Raw genomic sequence first — 17,188 nt, forward strand, 5'->3', positions numbered from 1 at the left:
CGGGGTTGTGCAATCGCAACAACCCCTGAATGGACTTACTCCCTGTAATAGAGAGTAAAATAAAAAAGATTACAATTTAGTTGTGATAGCTTGTAACGAGCTCAACTTCATTTTTAGAACCGATCACCACAGGTACACGTTGATGTAATTCAGTGGGTTGAATATCTAAAATACGTACTCGACCTGTAGTAGAAGCACCACCTGCTTGTTCCATCAGCATGCTCATTGGGTTTGCTTCGTACATCAAGCGTAAACGACCTGCTTTTTTTGGATCTTTGGTATCGTATGGATATAAGAAAATACCACTACGGCAAAGGATACGGTGAATGTCACCCACCATACACGCCACCCAGCGCATGTTAAAGTCTTTTTCACGGACAGATGTCTTACCTGCTTGTAATTCATCAATATAACGTTTTACAGGTGCTTCCCAATGACGTGCATTTGATGCATTAATTGCATATTCTTTCGTGTCAGCAGCGACTTGAATGTTTTCAGAGGTGAGTAAAAATTCTTTTGATTCAGGGTCAAACGTAAAGAATACAGTGCCTGCACCGACAGTTAACGCCATCATTGTAGATGGACCATAAAGTACATAACCTGCAGCCGCTTGATCTTTACCAGCTTGCATAAAGTCATCCGCTTGAGTCACGGCATTTTTGGCATTTAAAATAGAGAAAATGGTACCAACACACATGTTAATGTCGATATTACTTGAACCATCAAGTGGGTCAAATAATACGAGGTATTTACCATTTTCTTGTGCAGCAGTGAATTCATCTAATTCTTCAGAGGCTAAGCCACCGACATTTTTATTCACTTTTAATGCATCAATCAAATAATCATTTGAGATAACATCAAGTTTTTTCTGTTCTTCGCCTTGAACATTTTCATGTTGCGCACTTCCTAAAACACCAGCCAATGCACCTTTTTGTAGGAGTTGGTCAATAGATTTACATGTGTTGGCAATGGTTTCAATCACATCTGCAAGTTCAGGTGTTAAGTTCCCTTGTTGTAGTTGTAAATACTGGGATAAAGTGCGATTTGACATAGCAAAGCTGCTCCAATAAAAGCGATAATGTTCTAACAAATTAAACAATCGGGCTATTTTAGATGAGTTTGACACAAAATAAAAATCATCCTGTGTTATTTGTCGTGATTTTGCCCTTGAAAGTATTTTATAAAGTGCTATGTTGAAGGTACAAAAGGATAATATTAAAGGAGCACTGTTATGACCACGCAAAAGTTTGAAGCGACTCCAACACCAAATGATGGTATTGATTTAAATGAAATTAGTGCCGAAAATGTAAAAGATGCATGGAAAGATTACGAAGCAAAACCTGAGTATAAAAAATTCAATAAGCATGACCTTATTGAATCCATGCAAAGTCCCAAGCAAACGGAAACAGAGTCTTAAGTTATAAAAAAGCGCCCATTTAAAATGAGCGCTTTTTTATTCTGATCTATTTTTATTCAATGATCATTATTTTAATAAGGGTGGAACTGCTTCATAGTTAAGTTCTACACGGCGGTTTTCTTTCCAAGCTGCTTCATCATGTCCAGCATTGATAGGCATTTCTTTACCATAACTTACCGCTTCTAATTGACCTGGGTTAACACCGTTGGTGATTAGGTAGCTTTGTACAGCTTTAGCACGACGCTCACCCAAAGCCATATTGTATTCACGTGTACCACGTTCATCTGTATGACCTGTTAAGGCAATTTTAGAGTTCGCATTTGCCACTAAAAATTGTGCATGTGCTTGTAAGGTTTGATAATCTTCGTTTGAAAGATCGCTACTGTCATAGTCAAAATGTACAACACGTTTTGCTAAAAATGCTTTATTGGCTTCAGTCACACCTTTTGATGAAGCACCTGCAAGGTTTTGCGCATTTAATGCTGCATCTTCACTCAAACCTGTTGTATTTACGGTACTTGGGTTTGTTGTTGCATTGGCATCAGTGGTTGGTTTGCGGTTTGCACAACCTGTCATTACCAAAGTTGCGGTAAGTAAAGGTAGTGCTAAGTATTTCATCGTATTCATTATTAACTCCATAAAGTTTTTTAAGTTACAGCATATTTTTGATTAAAGCATTGAAAGTAAAAAATTATCACAATGTTAAAAAGTGATATTTTGTTAAGCTATTTCGGAGCCCAAGCGGGTTCACGAACTTCACCTTGTTCACTTGGTAAATTCATACGGAAACGACCATCGGTAGACATAATCGATAACAGTCCTCGGTTGCCTTCACGTGTTGCATACACCACCATTTGTCCATTCGGTGAGAAGCTTGGGGATTCATCTAGGCTTGTCGGTGTCAGAATATTGGTAATGCCTGTTGAAATCTCTTGGATCGCGACTTTATAGTTGCTGCCTGAAGGACGATGTACCAATGCCACGTATTTACCATCGGCACTTAAAGAACCTCGTGCGTTAAATGCGCCACGGAAGGTGAGACGTTTGGTTGTACCATCTGCCAAGTTATAACGATAAATTTGTGCTGAACCACCACGGTCTGAAGTAAAGATAAATGATTTACCATCAGGTGCATAACGTGCTTCAGTATCAATGGCACTATCATGGGTCATACGTTTAACTTGACGTGTTTCTAGGTCCATTTGGTAAATTTCAGGATTGTCATGCATAGACGCTGTGAATAGCATGAATTTACCATCGGGTGAAAAACTTGGTGCGCCGTTCAATCCACGGAAGCTCGCGTATTTTTCACGTTGACCTGTTGCGAGGTCTTGTACATAAATTGCGGGGCGTTTAGTTTCAAAAGACACATATGCAATTTTTTGTGCATCAGGTGTCCATGCAGGTGATAAAATTGGATCACGAGAAGTCAAAATCGTTTTTGGCTGTTCACCATCGGTATCCGCAATTTGTAAAGTATAACGCTGTTCAGGTGTCGCTGGATTACGTAATACATAGGCAATGCGCCCACTGAAATCCCCTTTAATTCCTGTCAATGCTTGATAAATTGCATCAGAAATCATGTGCGCTGCAGAACGTACACGAGATGCTGGAACAGTCAGTAACTCATTCAATAAAAAGCTTTGTTTTTGGACATCATAGAGTTGGTAATGTACAGCCAATGAACCATCAGGATTGGTTTTAGTATCACCCACAACAACATAAGGTACACCACTGGCTTTCCAAGCTTCTGCATTAATATTGTTTAAACTTGCAGTTGCAGGTAAATTTTTTGATGAACTGCTGAAACGACCTGAACGATTTAAGTCATTTTCAACAATGGGATAAATCGTTTGATCATTGCCAAAAGGGAGAATCGCAATTTTAGGCGCTTCTTCAGGTGCTTTAGCAATTTCTAAATGCAATTGAGCATATACAGGAGTGATCAAGGCAGGGCTAAAAGAAGCCAATATGACTGCCAAACTGAGTAAGTGTTTAGGCGTGATCTTCATGGGTATTCATGTACTCAAATATTGATTTTTTAACTATAAATAGCTTTGTAGCATAAAGACATGATTTTAATCTATATAAAGCATGTAATTATGAATGTTCAGTGAAATGTTGAATGCAAATGTACATTCTTATGATTTTATGATGATTTCGATGCGTCATTCTCTAAATAGTTGTTGGCAACTTTGACATAATGATGCGCTGAATAGGGTAAGAATGCCTTTTCAGCATCGGTGAGCGGTCTCACTTGTTGTACAGGACTCCCCACATATAAGTATCCACTTTTAAGGACTTTACGAGGCGGAACTAGACTTCCAGCGCCAATCATCACGTCATCTTCAATAATCACATCATCCAAAACCACAGTATTAATGCCAATCAGAACACGATTACCAATGCGACAACCATGTAAAGTTACATGATGTCCAACCGTAACATCTTCACCAATGATGAGTGGAGAACCTTCGGGCTTAGACTCTTTTTTGTGGCTGACGTGTAACATGCAATGATCTTGCACATTGCTATTTTTTCCGATTTTAATCGAATTCACATCACCACGAATCACTGCAAAAGGCCAAACAGATACATTTTTAGCGAGTGTAACTTCACCAATAATGACACTCAAATCATCAATATAGCAGGTTGAGTCGATTTTAGGATGTTGGTCTAAGTACGCACGAATATTCTTTTTCATAAGACCTCGCTATTTATAAATGTAATTGAATTCTATTATAAAAGAAAAGCACTCATATCTTAGACATGAATGCTTTTTTATACTTTTAGATGAACTTAAAATAAGTTGCTAAAGAACATTTTAATGTGGTCAATCATACGAGAGAAGAAACCTGCTTCTTCAACAGCAGTGATTGCGACCAACGGTTTTTCAGTAATGACTTTACCATTTAAAGTTGCAGTCAATTTACCAATGACTTGTCCTTTTTGCAGTGGTGCATTTAAGTTCGGTTGTACCGTAATTTGCGTTTTAATTGCATCTGCTTGACCTTTAGGCATTGTCACATTAAATGCTTCAGGTAAACCTACTTGTACTTCGTTTTCTTTACCAAAGTAAACTTTGGCTTTTGCCATCACTTGGTTTGCAGGTTGTACATTGACGGTTTCAAAGTTTGAGTAACCCCAAGAGAGTAATTCACGTGTTTGAGATGCACGTTCATTCATTGATGGTGCACCAAAAATTACCGAGATTAAACGCATTGGACCACGCTTCGCAGATGTTGTTAAGCAATAACCCGCTTCGTCCGTATGACCTGTTTTTAAACCATCGACACTTGGGTCAGTATAAAGAAGGGCATTACGGTTACCTTGTTTAATTCCATTAAAGGTAAATTCTTTTTCTGAATAAATCGGATAATATTTAGAACTGTCATGAATAATATGTTTAGCAAGGTTTGCCATATCTTTTGCAGTTGAGTAATGGCCTTCAGCAGGCATACCTGTCGCATTGATAAAGTTCGTATTCGTCATGCCGATACGTTTAGCTTCTTGATTCATTTCATGGGCGAAGGTGCCTTCATTGCCTGAAATATGCTCAGCCATTGCTTTTGATGCATCATTTCCTGATTGAATGATAATCCCGCGCAACATTTCTAGTACTGTTGCTGTGCCATTTAAAGGAACATACATACAAGATTCTGTGCTACTGCCACGACACCAAGCAGACTCATTCATACGAACTTTTTCGTCTTCGGTGAGGTCACCTTTTAGTAATTTTTGTTCAATAATATAACTCGTCATCATTTTCGTCATTGAAGCAGGTGCGAGTTTCTCATTTTCATTCTTAGATGCAAGGATTTGCCCTGTTTCATAATCCATCAAAACGTAAGATTTATTATTTAATTCTGGCGGATTCGATAAAACAGTTGCTGCATAGGAAAATGAAGGAAGGAGTAACAATGCAGCGAGGGCGCTTTTTCGGGTCATTCTAGGTAGTTCCAATCTTTGTACGAGCACTAAAAGAGCCTAGCATTTTAGGACAAAGCAAAGCCGACTTCTACGGGTTAAGTCGGCTTATTTGACAGGATTTGTAACTAATTGGTGTATTGGTGAATCGGTCAATTAATTTTGTGGTTGATAGTTGAGCACATCTTCACAAACACCTGTATTGGCTTCTTTTCCTGCTTTTTTCGCATCACTTTGTGCTTCTTTTAAAACACTTTTAAATGATTTCTCTTTTGCTAATTTTTTTATTTCAGCTGCAGGGTCGGCTGATTCTGGTAAAAAGTCTTTGAGTAAACGTGCATAACCTGCTTCAAAAGCATCATTATCTTTGACTAATTTGGGGCAAATATCAGAAAGTACATAAATTGCAGCCAATTCTTCATTGGTGACGCTATGTTGAGTAACTTCAATATTTTCATCTTGTGCATCTGCATTTTTATTGGCAGCAAATGCAGTTGGCATTGCCATAAAAGATGTTGATAAAATCCCCACAGCAAGAGTTTTTAAAAGCGTATGCATAATGAACCTTGTTAACTTAATGATTTGACTAGAATAAACCTATTCTATGAAAATAAAATAGAGAAAATGTATTGAACATGTTGGATTTAAATAAAAACGGATCATGAGAGAAGGCTACATTGAAAATATGAAATACATCCGTACCACACGGTATTCAAACTTGATCCTATTTTATGTTCAATATTAAATCTATGAAAATCTATCGCTATTTCAAGCTGAAATGATGAGCCACTATTTTTGTTACTATAGCTTGTAATTGTTCAAATTTATTTTTAAAGAGACGTTTTGTGAATATCTTAATTGCCAATGATGATGGTGTATTTGCACCTGGAATACAAGCTTTAGCACAAGCACTGAAACCGTTAGGGCGTGTTGTTATTGTTGCACCTGAAAGTGAGCGCAGTGGTTTTTCGAGTGCTTTAACTTTAGATCGACCATTGCGTCCCGTTGCTATTGCTGAAGATGTTTGGGCGGTAAATGGTACACCTGCGGATTGTGTGTATTTGGCAATGAATGGTTTATTTGATTTTGAATTTGACCTCGTCGTGAGTGGTATTAATAGTGGTGCGAATTTAGGTGACGATGTTTTGTACTCAGGCACTGTGGGTGCAGCATTTGAAGGGCGATTAATGAAACAAGCGGCTATTGCTGTGTCTTTGGCAGGCAGTAATGTGCGCTCGTATCACAGCCCTGATGATTATGCGGTTGCTGCGAAATGGGTATATGATTTTATTGCTAAAGGGATGCCTATTTTACCTGAACGCCATATTTTAAATATTAATATTCCAGATGTTGCACAACTCAAAGGTGCACAGGTGACTTATCAGGGACGTCGTATTCAATCTAAACCGATTACGAGTCAAGTAGACCCTCGTGGTCGTCAAGTGTATTGGATTGGCTTATCAGGTGAAGCAGTGACTGATCCGAAAAAGAGCGATTTACACGTTCAGTCTGATTTTTTTGCCGTTGCCAATGGCTATGTCAGTATTACACCGATTCAAATGGATGCGACCAATTACGGTATTTTAAATCATTTGCAGCAGCAGTTATTTTAAAGCCTGCGTAAGCTTATGTTATAAGTTTGTGAAAAAGCTGGCTTAAACCATCAAAAGCTAAGCTTTTTTGCTAATCTTAGTCGAAATATTTTACAAACTATTTTCTGGAGAGGGAATCAATGCTTTCGTTAGGATCACAGCAACTTTATCTATCACCGCGAGGCTGGATAAATGCACTCGTTTTATCATCCGCTGTGATTACAACTTTAGTCATGACAGGATGTGCTTCAAAACCACAAATTAATAATTCTGTCCGTTATGCCAATGCTCCTGACTATTATACAGTTCGTGCAGGTGATACATTGAGTGGTATTGCAGCACGTTATGGATTAAGTTATATCAGTGTGGCAGAAATGAATGATATTGCACCTCCGTATCGAATTTATGTGAATCAATCCATTCGCTTGAAAAAGGGCAGTGGTTCGAATATTCGTCCAACGACACAAGCATTAAATAACAACAATAATGAAATTCAGCGTCAAACCATTAATTTACCAAATAATCAAACAGTAAATACAGTTCCTAAACCTGTGACACCTACACCTGTGCCAGTTGTACCGACGCAGCCGAGTGCGCCTGTTACTGCACCATCTACTTCTAGCAATTTACGTTGGGTGAAACCTTCAAATGGTGCTGTGATCGCTAATTATAATTTAGCACAAAATATTAAAGGTATCCGTTTTGGGGGGAATGTGGGTGATCCTGTACTTGCCGCAGCCAATGGCCAAGTGGTGTATGCCGCAGATGGTCTTAAAGAATATGGTAATTTAGTCTTAGTTAAACATGTGGATGGCTATATCACAGCATATGCACATAACAGTAAAATTCTTGTGAAAAGTGGCGATAACGTCACAGCAGGACAAAAAATTGCCGAAATGGGCTCATCTGGTACGACAAGAACGATGCTTGAGTTTCAGGTTCGTCTTGATGGAAAACCTCTTAACCCAGCAAATATTTTACCATTGTTTTAATTTATTTGGTGCAAATATAAATTTTCTTCGTATAATACAATGAGTTGCTTTTAATAAAAAGTGTGAAGCATCTCATAATTTCAGAGGGAAATTTATGTTAGATCAACTTCGAGCGATGGGTGTTTTTGCTTGTGTCGTTGAAAAAAGTTCTTTCAGTGGTGCCGCGCGTGAACTCGGCATTACGACGAGTGCCGTTAGCCAACAAGTTCGATCATTAGAACAAGAAATGGAAGTGACGCTTCTACACCGTTCTACACGAAAATTGAGTTTAACAGAAGCTGGTCAAGCTTTTTTTCATAGTTGCCAAGAAATGCTCGCTGCAGCAGAACGTGGAAAAATCCGCATTAATGAGTTGCGTGACGATTTGGTCGGAGAGTTACGTATTGCGACAACGCCTGAATTAGGTGCAACTCATGTCGTGCCAGCCTTGTCACATTGGATTTCTGCGCATCGTGGATTAATGGTACATTTTGAAGCAGATAATCAATTTATTGATTTGATTCAAGAGCGTATTGATATTGCGATTCGTATGTGTTCAAAAGACGATGAGTCAAATAATTTGTTATCTATACCTTTAGCACGTGTTGATCAAGTGCTGGTAGCATCACCGAGTTATTTAAACCAAACAGCACCAATTGCACGTCCAGAAGATTTAAGTCATCATGATTTAATTCCGATTAACGTGATGAAAAATTATCAAAACTTTTCATTTCAACATGTGGCATCGGGTGAAAGTGTAAATGTAGAAATGCAGAATCGCTTGCAAACCAATAATGTCTTTATTGCGAAATCTTTATGCCAAAATGGTCATGGTATTGCACGTATTTTATATTTAGATGTGCAAAAAGAACTTATGAATGGGACATTGGTAGAAGTATTACCAGATTGGAAATTACCAACCTTTACCTTAAATGCAATGACCTTAAAACGTGAACAACAACCGATGAAGATTCATCGTTGTTTAGATGCTTTGAAACAATATTTTAGCCAGTTACCGGGCGGACGCATTTATCAAGAAGCGTCTTAAGTATTAAATTTTTATATAATTAATGCAGTATAACAATACGATTAATGAATTAGCCGAGTTATTTGAATAGCTCGGTTTTTTATGTTTTTATTTATAAAATATCGAGATGAAAAAATGAGTATCAGTGCGATACTCATTTTGATGTGATCAAAATTTCAAATGTTGATGCTTGAAACTTATGCAATAAAGTTTTTGATTGCAGGCACTAAACGTTGAAGTAAATCATCAGCTTGTTCTTTGTTCATGTTTAGTGCAGGGAGTAAACGCACGACATTACCTGAAGTCACATTGATAATCAGTTTATATTCATCACGTGCAATGTTGACTAAATCACCACAGTCTTTTGGTAGTTGAATTCCAATCATCATGCCAAAACCACGAACAGTCACATTTTGCGCTGCAAGTTGACTACGGAATTGATCAACTAAATATGCACCAATGTTGGCTGCATTTTCAATGATATTTTCTTTTTGAATCAGATCAATGACTGTATAAACAATACGAGAACCTAAATGTGTGCCACTATAAGTTGAACCATGGTTGCCCGCAGTCAGCACACCCACACCACGACCTTGCGTCATCACTGCACCAATAGGAAAACCATTTCCTAGACCTTTGGCAGTTGTTAAAACATCAGGAATGATATTGGTATGTTGATATGCAAAATATTTACCTGTACGACCATTACCTGTTTGCACTTCATCGAGCATCATTAACCAATTATGTTGGTTACAGATATGGCGAATTTCTTCTAAATAGCTAAAGCCCTGAGGTGCAGTATTAACACCGCCTTCACCTTGAATCGGCTCAACCAAGATCGCCACAATATCGGGATGATTGATTGCAGCTTCTTCAATCGCTTCAATATCACCAAATGGAACACGGATAAAACCTTCAACCAAGGGTGCAAAACCTTCTTGAACTTTTTTGTTGCCTGTTGCAGACAATGTTGCAAGGGTACGACCATGGAAAGAGTGATCTGCGACAATGATTTTTGGATTTGCTACACCTTGCATATGCCCAAATTTACGTGCAATTTTAATTGCGCCTTCATTGGACTCTGCACCGCTGTTAGAGAAGAAAACTTCTTCCATGCCAGAAACTTCGGCAAGTTTTTGTGCAGCAGCAGTTTGCCAAGGGATTTCATAAATGTTACTGGTATGAATCAAGGTTGCAGCTTGATCTGCAATAGCTTCTGCTAAAACTGGATGTGCATGACCCAGACCGCATACTGCAATACCTGTTAAAGCATCTAAATACTCAGTACCATCTTCAGTATAAAGATAAGAACCTCGTCCTCGTACAAAGCTGATCGGCTGACGGCTAAATACAGGCATCAAATGCGATGGTTGATCAGGTTGTACCGGAGCGAGGGTAATGTTGTTCATGACTAACTCTTATCTGAGGAGTGAAAAATTAAAAGATTATATAAGCAAAATATGACACAGATTTAAAGTCTAAATACAAATAAAAGTGGAAATAATCTTGAAGACATACTCTTTGCGTTGGATTTAGGTATAATGCACGCAGATGAGTTGAGGATTTAATCAATGACTGAACAAGCGCGTGATACAGAAGCGTTAATTCGCGATCAAATTGCTAAACATGCTGTACTTCTTTATATGAAAGGTACACCACAATTCCCACAATGTGGTTTCTCTGCACGTGCGGTAGAAGCGCTTAGCCAAATTGGTCGTCCATTTGCTTATGTAAATATTTTGGAAAATCCAGATATTCGTGCAACTTTGCCACTAATTGCAAATTGGCCTACATTTCCACAATTATGGATCAATGGTGAGTTGATCGGTGGTAGTGATATTATGCTTGAAATGTTCCAAAATGGTGAGTTAAAACCATTGGTTGAACAATATAGCCCAGCACCTGAAGCTTAATTGTATTGAGCCAAAGTTGTTAAAAAGCACCGATTTCGGTGCTTTTTTATTGCTTATTTCTCGAGTGATATCGATCTTTTAATATTCTAATACCATTCAGTAAAAGTTAATTAATATAAATTTAAAGTTTGCATTGCCTTATCTTACAGTGAAAAGTTTAAATTCTTATGCGTAGGCGATGCCTTACTTTTCAGGGATGAAAAGTAACAAAAATCCTTTGTTAGACAAAGGGTACATCCATGTAACCCTTGTCTAACGGCGACATCCATGTCGCCTCACGATAGCATCATGCTGTTTAAGCAATTGGTGTAGAAAAGCAAAAGTGACTTAGTGATATGTAGTTAATTTAACAGATTAGTTTAAAATCAAATCTTTATTTAAAATCAAAAAGAGCAATATAGCGTGATGCAATTTCATTCACTGAAATTTTGCAAAATAGTCATTGAATTTATATCTATTTGACCACATCTTAATGGAAAAGCATTTTCTTATTTTAGAGACTAAAATTTATATGTTATTTCATTTACCTAAATTACCTGCTGAAATTCGTGTCAGTCATTTAAATACGCGTATTAATGAACAACGAAAAAAAATTGCGCAAACCACAGCATCGAAGCTTGAGCTTTTACAACTGAGCCAACAATTTGCTAAAGAAGCACGTGCACGTAAAAAAAATAATCAAAAGGTATATGTCTTAGACTTTAAAGGTGATGTACAAGCTTCAGCCGTTGAAAATTTACGTGAAGAAATCACTTTGATTTTAGCGACTGCAAAAGCAGGGCGTGATCGTGTAGTGTTACGCCTAGAAAGCCCAGGCGGAATGGTACATGGTTATGGTTTGGCAGCAGCGCAGTTGGTACGTTTGCGTGATGCAGGCTTCCATTTAACCATTTGTGTTGACAAAGTTGCGGCAAGTGGTGGTTATATGATGGCGTGTATTGCATCTGAAATCATTTCTGCACCATTTGCAGTGGTGGGCTCAATTGGTGTAGTTGCACAAGTTCCTAATTTTAATCGTTTATTAAAAGAACATAATATTGATTTTGAACTATATACGGCAGGGCAATATAAACGTACTGTGACCATGTTTGGGGAAAACACTGAAGAAGGTAAAGCGAAGTTTGAAGAAGAGTTACAGCAAACACATGCTTTATTTAAACACTTTGTTGAAAAATACCGTCCGCAACTGAATGTAGAAAAAGTTGCGACAGGTGAGCATTGGTATGGTGAGGATGCTTTAAATCTGAATTTGGTAGATCAGCTACAAACCTCTGATGAATATCTACTTGGTTTGTTGCCACAACACGATGTTTATGTGATTCAAACTCGCCGTAAGCCGACTTTGGGGGAAAAGTTAGGTTTACAAGCGGCGCAAGTGGTAGAGAGTTTGATTCCATCTGTAGTGAATAAATTGGTGGATACTTTGAGTAAAGCCAATGCAAGCTTAGTGCAAATGCGTGATCCAAAGCTTTAATCATCATTTATTTGATATGTTATTTATCAAAAAAGCCAATCTTTAAAAGATTGGCTTTTTCATTAGGTAGAAGTTAAAGGTGATCGGGTGGATTTGCAATAGATAATGAGACTGGTAAATATTGCTCCCACTGTTGCTAAGAACATATCTTTATGTGCATCCCAAATATCCCCTTGTTGCCCATTATAATTTTCAGCTTGTTCTGGAGATAAGCCAATCGCAATCCACCATTCAATCCATTCATACAACAGGCTACTTGCCATAATAAATTGGATCGTGATGAAAAGCAGAGCTTTAGGGCTTAAGTTAGGTAAGAAAACTTGAAATAAGCGGTAAAAAAAAGGATATAAAAAGAGTCCATAAACTAAATGAACCAAGCGATCATACATATTACGTTGCCAGCCCATGGCTTGATTTAAATCAAAATGAAAAATAGATTTAATCCAATCATTATAAGGTACGTATGAGTAGAGGTAATGTGCTGCTGAAACATGAATCAGTAAAAATAAGATATATAATAAAAATGAAGAATAACTGAGTCCAGTTTTTTTTAAACAAATCAACAGCATAATAAGCATTAATGCAGTACCGACCTGATGTAAAAGGTAGGATTCCAACTCTAAAGGTTGAATGCTCGCGATGATGATTGCAATTGCAAGTACCGCCAAAGTGAGCCAATGTTTTGTAGTTAATTTATAATAAATCATGTAGATTTTTTCTTGGTTCGATGTTCAGTAGTGTAATAAAAATTTAAATTAAGTGTAGATTTAAATTGAACTTAAATTAGATTTAATTGTTAAGTATTCACGTGTTATTGATTGTACTTTGTAAGGGCTTTTGTTAGCGTAAGCATTTATTTAAATTGCTGTTTTCAACGAGGATATAATGACTGGTATAGTCGTTTTAGATAAATCAACTTTAGTCACATTGCAAAATTCAGAAAATAAACATATTCTTTTAAATCAGCCATCTATTATTCGTTTAGGGTATACCAAAGAAAAAATTGCATCCGTTGAGCATATGGGTGATAAAGCTATAATTATTCTAAAAAATGGTGAAAAAATTATACTAGACAATTTTGTTCATCAAGGAAATGAAACACCTCACCAGATTTTACTCAGTAATACGCAAGGAATTTTTGAAGAGCTGGTCATCACTGCTCAAGGTTATCAGATAAATTATGATCCTAAACGAGTGATACAAGAACTTGAAGCAAGTCAAACTTATTTAGCACCTGAAAATATGAAAACATCACAAGTTGCTGAAGAAACCGTTGCTTGGTATGAAAAAGACTTAGTGAAACCTGCTTTAATTTTATTGGGTTTAGAGGGGATTTATCTAGCTGCATTTCATGACAATGATGATGACGGTCATGCAGCAAATACTGATCTAGTTGCACCTTCAGTCCCTACAGCAACTTTAGATTCTGATGGAAAAGTGGTTACAGGTAAAGCAGAAGCAGGGGCGATAGTTTATGTAAAAGATGTGTCAGGCAAGACACTTGGACAGGCAGTCGCTGATGCAGAGGGCAATTTTAAGCTCACTTTAGATCGCGACGTGATCAATAATGAAAAAGTTTTAATCTATGCAAAAGATGCAGCGGGCAATGAATCTCAAGTCACTGTGATTACAGGGACAAAAGACACCATTGCCCCTGATGCAGCACAGGTGCAAATCAATGAGACAGGCAGTATTGTATCTGGTCAGGCTGAAGCAGGCGCAAAAGTGTATGTCTATGATGCAGTAGGTAAAACAGTCTTGGCAGGGCCTGTCACTGTGGCTTCAGATGGAACATTTTCAATCTCTATAATACCTGCTTTAGCCACAGGTGCTGAAGCTAAAGTGGTTGTAAAAGATGCTGCTGGGAATGAGTCAGATGCAAGTACAGTGATTGTCGGGAAAGATACTTTAGCACCAAATCAGCCAAGTATTGAAGTCAATGCCCAAGGTGACCAAGTGACGGGTTATGCTGAGGCTAACAGTAAAATTACAATAAAAAATAGCCAAGGTGAAGTAATCGCATTTGCCACTGCTGATGATCAAGGCTATTTTACGGCTCAAATTAAACCTGCTTTAGCCAAAGATGAAACAGCAAATATGACTGTAACAGATGCGGCGGGCAATGCTTCGAAAGATTTGGTGATAAAAGTAGGAATGGACACGATAGCTCCTGATGCTGTGACTGCAAAGCTTAATGCCGAAGGTAATGAAGTTACAGGGCAAACGGGTGCCAATCAAAAAGTAGAAATTTATAATAAAGAAGGGACTTTAATTGGTTCGACTGTCAGTGATGCAGCAGGGAAATTTAGCATAACTTTAAAGAGCAGTTTGACAGATCAAGCGATTGCTCATATTTATACCTTTGATGCTGCAGGTAATAAGTCCGAAAGTACCCAAGTGATAGGTACAAAAGATACCATTGCACCCAATAAAGTGGTTTTAAAAACGGTCACAGATGATGTTAATGGGGATGGTGATCAAGGTAAAACCATTGCAAATCATGGAGAAACAGATGATGCACGCCCTGAGTTTGCAGGGACAGGTGAGTCTGGCGCCATAGTGACGATTTATGATAATGGTCAGGCAATAGCAACTGTCAAAGTGGAAAGTGGAAAATGGACATTTACCCCAAGTCATGATTTGGCTTTAGGTGAGCATAGTTTTACATTTACACAAATGGATGCAGCAAATAACAGTAGTGCGATGAGTGAAGCCTTTGGTTTTACAGTCATCGCAGCAGAAGCAACAGCGAAAATAGCATCTGAAACATATGAGGATGAACATGCGATTGCTGCAGTGTTAAAGAATGTCGCAGTCTTAGATATTGCACCTGAAAATCAATATTCTGAAAATGCAGCAGTGAATATTTCAAGCTTAATGCAACAAGAATCTGTATCTGAAAATCAAGACATTGAATCAATATTGCAAGATGTGCAGGCGGCGAAAATGGACGTGAATACAGTACAAGGTGCGATCTCAAATCCAAAGAGCGATGTTTTAGCACATATTCGATTCAATGCAGTGAGTGATGAGTTATTTATACCTGTACTTGGTTTGGGTTAAAGTTTAAATATGAGTAAGCGATGATTGACATTGTTTTTTCTACTTTTTAAACAGTATGTATGGCATTTCGTAGAATTAGGGATCATGTATGGCGGTTATTGAAGCCTTTATTGCGACGCAAAATTGTTATTTTAATTATGATTTTGAAGAGCTTGATCAACTCGATGGAGATTTTCCTGAAGAGCTTTTAGTGTCTTTACGTGGCATGCTCTATCGACATAAAATCCAATATCCAGATACGACTTATTTTATTTATTATAGTGATATATTGACGGGTGATGAATTAGAAAAAATGAAAGCAGATTGGATGCGTTATTGCCCATTACCATAGTGTATACACTATGATTGATAAAAAAAGCGAAGCCTAGGCTTCGCTTTTTATTTTTCTTAATCGATTAGATTTTAGAAATCAAATCTTTGATTTGTTTTGCTTGTTCAGCAGCATTTCCTGTATACGTTGCAGGAGTCATTTGGGCTAAACGTGCACGATCTGCAGCAGGAACGGCTTCAAGTTCATTACCATTGACAAAATCAACCATCATGTCACGTGTCATCGCTTGACCACGTGTTAATGCTTTTAATTTTTCGTATGGTTTTTCAACGTTATAACGACGCATAACGGTTTGAATTGGTTCAGCTAAAACTTCTTGAGCATGGTCTAAGTCTTCAAGAATACGTGCAGCATTTAATTCAAGTTTACCAATGCCTTTTAAGCAAGCTTCAAACGCGATTAAGCTTTGTGCCAAACCAACACCCATGTTACGAAGAACTGTAGAGTCAGTTAAGTCACGTTGCCAACGAGAAATTGGAAGTTTTTCACCAAGGTGAGCCAATACCGCATTTGCAATACCCAAATTACCTTCTGAGTTTTCAAAGTCAATTGGGTTAACTTTATGTGGCATAGTCGAAGAACCAACTTCGCCTTCTTTCAAACGTTGTTTGAAGAAACCTAAAGAGATATAACCCCAAACATCACGGTTAAAGTCAATTAATACGGTATTGAAACGACGTAAAGCATCGAACATTTCTGCGATATAGTCGTGTGGCTCAATTTGAGTTGTATATGGGTTAAATGTTAAACCTAGTGATTCAACAAATGCTTGCGAGTGAGCAGGCCAGTTGATTTCTGGGTAAGCAGAGTAGTGCGCATTGTAGTTACCTACAGCACCGTTGATTTTACCTAGAAGTTCAACATTGTTGAATTGTTTGATTTGGCGTGCAAGGCGGTAAGCCACGTTCGCCATTTCTTTACCCAAAGTTGTTGGGCTTGCTGTTTGACCATGTGTACGTGACAACATTGGTTGTTCAGCATGAGTTTCAGCCAAAGCAGCAATCGCATCGACAATTTGTTGCATAGATTCAACAAGAACAGCACGACCATTTTTGAGCATTAAAGCATGTGAAAGGTTATTAATGTCTTCTGAAGTACAAGCAAAGTGAATAAATTCACCTGCATTTTTAAGTTCATCAATATTGGCAATCTGTTCTTTTAAGAAATACTCAACGGCTTTCACGTCATGGTTCGTGGTACGTTCAATTTCTTTAATGCGGTTCGCATTGTCTTCAGAGAAGTTCGCAACAATTGCATCTAAAGCAGCATTTGTTGCAGCTGAGAATGGTGGAACTTCAGTAATTTCAGGACGGTTAGCAAGCGCTTGTAACCAACGCACTTCAACAGTCACACGAGCGTGGATTAAACCAAACTCAGAGAGGAAAGGACGGAGAGCATCACATTTGCTCGCATAGCGTCCATCTAATGGCGAAAGTGCAGTTAAAGCGTTCATAGAGATTCCTTAGACTTTGG

17 protein-coding genes are annotated in these 17,188 nt (G+C 37.9%); 8 read left to right on the plus strand and 9 right to left on the minus strand.

The window, feature by feature from the left end; translation table 11 throughout:
• Positions 1-76 precede the first annotated feature (76 nt).
• Positions 77-1,051 (minus strand): class 1 fructose-bisphosphatase, encoded by a 975-nt coding sequence (locus HUV91_RS01325; RefSeq protein WP_130074733.1) that lies wholly within the window; start codon positions 1,049-1,051, stop codon positions 77-79.
• A 180-nt stretch (positions 1,052-1,231) separates the two neighbouring features.
• On the opposite strand from HUV91_RS01325, the gene HUV91_RS01330 reads away from it, so the two are divergent.
• Positions 1,232-1,417 carry an NF038105 family protein gene (locus tag HUV91_RS01330; RefSeq protein WP_130074734.1) on the plus strand — a complete coding sequence of 62 codons (186 nt, stop codon included), beginning with the start codon at positions 1,232-1,234 and terminating at the stop codon, positions 1,415-1,417.
• 66 nt (positions 1,418-1,483) lie between these two features.
• On the opposite strand, the gene pal is transcribed toward HUV91_RS01330, so the two are convergent.
• The 5 genes from pal to HUV91_RS01355 form a co-directional block, all read right to left on the minus strand.
• Positions 1,484-2,044: a peptidoglycan-associated lipoprotein Pal gene (gene pal / locus HUV91_RS01335; protein ID WP_174492280.1), complete on the minus strand. Its 561-nt coding sequence runs from the start codon at positions 2,042-2,044 to the stop codon at positions 1,484-1,486.
• A gap of 98 nt (positions 2,045-2,142) precedes the next feature.
• On the minus strand, positions 2,143-3,429 hold the full coding sequence (gene tolB, locus HUV91_RS01340; protein ID WP_174492281.1) for a Tol-Pal system beta propeller repeat protein TolB: 1,287 nt from the start codon (positions 3,427-3,429) through the stop codon (positions 2,143-2,145).
• A 137-nt stretch (positions 3,430-3,566) separates the two neighbouring features.
• On the minus strand, positions 3,567-4,121 hold the full coding sequence (locus HUV91_RS01345) for a gamma carbonic anhydrase family protein (protein WP_174492282.1): 555 nt from the start codon (positions 4,119-4,121) through the stop codon (positions 3,567-3,569).
• 95 nt (positions 4,122-4,216) lie between these two features.
• Positions 4,217-5,365 (minus strand): D-alanyl-D-alanine carboxypeptidase PBP5/6, encoded by a 1,149-nt coding sequence (dacC, locus tag HUV91_RS01350; protein ID WP_130074738.1) that lies wholly within the window; start codon positions 5,363-5,365, stop codon positions 4,217-4,219.
• Positions 5,366-5,500: 135 nt separating this feature from the next.
• Positions 5,501-5,902 carry an MCR_0457 family protein gene (locus HUV91_RS01355; protein ID WP_130074739.1) on the minus strand — a complete coding sequence of 134 codons (402 nt, stop codon included), beginning with the start codon at positions 5,900-5,902 and terminating at the stop codon, positions 5,501-5,503.
• A gap of 287 nt (positions 5,903-6,189) precedes the next feature.
• On the opposite strand from HUV91_RS01355, the gene surE reads away from it, so the two are divergent.
• The 3 genes from surE (at position 6,190) to HUV91_RS01370 (ending at position 8,955) form a co-directional block, all read left to right on the plus strand.
• Positions 6,190-6,957, plus strand: coding sequence for a 5'/3'-nucleotidase SurE (surE, locus tag HUV91_RS01360; RefSeq protein ID WP_174492283.1), 768 nt, complete (start codon positions 6,190-6,192; stop codon positions 6,955-6,957).
• Positions 6,958-7,076: 119 nt separating this feature from the next.
• Entirely contained in the window at positions 7,077-7,928 is an 852-nt protein-coding gene (locus tag HUV91_RS01365) for a peptidoglycan DD-metalloendopeptidase family protein (protein WP_174492284.1), read from the plus strand.
• Between the two features lie 94 nt (positions 7,929-8,022).
• On the plus strand, positions 8,023-8,955 hold the full coding sequence (locus HUV91_RS01370) for a LysR family transcriptional regulator (RefSeq protein WP_174492285.1): 933 nt from the start codon (positions 8,023-8,025) through the stop codon (positions 8,953-8,955).
• Positions 8,956-9,131: 176 nt separating this feature from the next.
• Here the strand turns inward: HUV91_RS01370 and HUV91_RS01375 are convergent, their stop codons facing one another.
• Positions 9,132-10,343 carry an aspartate aminotransferase family protein gene (locus HUV91_RS01375; RefSeq protein ID WP_174492286.1) on the minus strand — a complete coding sequence of 404 codons (1,212 nt, stop codon included), beginning with the start codon at positions 10,341-10,343 and terminating at the stop codon, positions 9,132-9,134.
• A 162-nt stretch (positions 10,344-10,505) separates the two neighbouring features.
• Between HUV91_RS01375 and grxD the strand changes: the two genes are divergently transcribed.
• Positions 10,506-10,847 carry a Grx4 family monothiol glutaredoxin gene (gene grxD, locus HUV91_RS01380; protein ID WP_130074744.1) on the plus strand — a complete coding sequence of 114 codons (342 nt, stop codon included), beginning with the start codon at positions 10,506-10,508 and terminating at the stop codon, positions 10,845-10,847.
• Positions 10,848-11,358: 511 nt separating this feature from the next.
• The gene (gene sohB / locus HUV91_RS01385; protein WP_174493568.1) at positions 11,359-12,321 is read left to right on the plus strand and encodes a protease SohB; all 963 of its coding nucleotides are present in this window, start codon (positions 11,359-11,361) and stop codon (positions 12,319-12,321) included.
• A 62-nt stretch (positions 12,322-12,383) separates the two neighbouring features.
• On the opposite strand, the gene HUV91_RS01390 is transcribed toward sohB, so the two are convergent.
• Positions 12,384-13,028, minus strand: a complete 645-nt coding sequence (locus tag HUV91_RS01390; protein ID WP_174492287.1) for a DUF2238 domain-containing protein — start codon at positions 13,026-13,028, stop codon at positions 12,384-12,386.
• Between the two features lie 178 nt (positions 13,029-13,206).
• On the opposite strand from HUV91_RS01390, the gene HUV91_RS01395 reads away from it, so the two are divergent.
• Together HUV91_RS01395 and HUV91_RS01400 are read left to right on the plus strand one after the other, a co-directional pair.
• On the plus strand, positions 13,207-15,384 hold the full coding sequence (locus HUV91_RS01395; protein WP_174492288.1) for an Ig-like domain-containing protein: 2,178 nt from the start codon (positions 13,207-13,209) through the stop codon (positions 15,382-15,384).
• 88 nt (positions 15,385-15,472) lie between these two features.
• The gene (locus HUV91_RS01400) at positions 15,473-15,715 is read left to right on the plus strand and encodes a hypothetical protein (protein WP_130074747.1); all 243 of its coding nucleotides are present in this window, start codon (positions 15,473-15,475) and stop codon (positions 15,713-15,715) included.
• A gap of 64 nt (positions 15,716-15,779) precedes the next feature.
• Here HUV91_RS01400 and purB read toward each other — a convergent pair whose 3' ends face one another.
• Positions 15,780-17,168, minus strand: a complete 1,389-nt coding sequence (purB, locus tag HUV91_RS01405; RefSeq protein ID WP_130074748.1) for an adenylosuccinate lyase — start codon at positions 17,166-17,168, stop codon at positions 15,780-15,782.
• Positions 17,169-17,188: the final 20 nt, after the last annotated feature.

Origin of the sequence: Acinetobacter sp. Marseille-Q1623 (genome assembly GCF_902809895.1) — a bacterium.
GTDB lineage: Bacteria > Pseudomonadota > Gammaproteobacteria > Pseudomonadales > Moraxellaceae > Acinetobacter > Acinetobacter piscicola_A.

Excerpts from the sequence above, each read along its gene's own strand:
- HUV91_RS01325 (WP_130074733.1), bottom strand. The coding sequence starts at position 1,051 with ATGTCAAATCGCACTTTATCCCAGTATTTACAACTACAACAAGGGAAC.
- HUV91_RS01330 (WP_130074734.1), top strand. The coding sequence starts at position 1,232 with ATGACCACGCAAAAGTTTGAAGCGACTCCAACACCAAATGATGGTATT.
- pal (WP_174492280.1), bottom strand. The coding sequence starts at position 2,044 with ATGAATACGATGAAATACTTAGCACTACCTTTACTTACCGCAACTTTG.
- tolB (WP_174492281.1), bottom strand. The coding sequence starts at position 3,429 with ATGAAGATCACGCCTAAACACTTACTCAGTTTGGCAGTCATATTGGCT.
- HUV91_RS01345 (WP_174492282.1), bottom strand. The coding sequence starts at position 4,121 with ATGAAAAAGAATATTCGTGCGTACTTAGACCAACATCCTAAAATCGAC.
- dacC (WP_130074738.1), bottom strand. The coding sequence starts at position 5,365 with ATGACCCGAAAAAGCGCCCTCGCTGCATTGTTACTCCTTCCTTCATTT.
- HUV91_RS01355 (WP_130074739.1), bottom strand. The coding sequence starts at position 5,902 with ATGCATACGCTTTTAAAAACTCTTGCTGTGGGGATTTTATCAACATCT.
- HUV91_RS01365 (WP_174492284.1), top strand. The coding sequence starts at position 7,077 with ATGCTTTCGTTAGGATCACAGCAACTTTATCTATCACCGCGAGGCTGG.
- HUV91_RS01370 (WP_174492285.1), top strand. The coding sequence starts at position 8,023 with ATGTTAGATCAACTTCGAGCGATGGGTGTTTTTGCTTGTGTCGTTGAA.
- HUV91_RS01375 (WP_174492286.1), bottom strand. The coding sequence starts at position 10,343 with ATGAACAACATTACCCTCGCTCCGGTACAACCTGATCAACCATCGCAT.
- grxD (WP_130074744.1), top strand. The coding sequence starts at position 10,506 with ATGACTGAACAAGCGCGTGATACAGAAGCGTTAATTCGCGATCAAATT.
- sohB (WP_174493568.1), top strand. The coding sequence starts at position 11,359 with ATGTTATTTCATTTACCTAAATTACCTGCTGAAATTCGTGTCAGTCAT.
- HUV91_RS01390 (WP_174492287.1), bottom strand. The coding sequence starts at position 13,028 with ATGATTTATTATAAATTAACTACAAAACATTGGCTCACTTTGGCGGTA.
- HUV91_RS01395 (WP_174492288.1), top strand. The coding sequence starts at position 13,207 with ATGACTGGTATAGTCGTTTTAGATAAATCAACTTTAGTCACATTGCAA.
- HUV91_RS01400 (WP_130074747.1), top strand. The coding sequence starts at position 15,473 with ATGGCGGTTATTGAAGCCTTTATTGCGACGCAAAATTGTTATTTTAAT.
- purB (WP_130074748.1), bottom strand. The coding sequence starts at position 17,168 with ATGAACGCTTTAACTGCACTTTCGCCATTAGATGGACGCTATGCGAGC.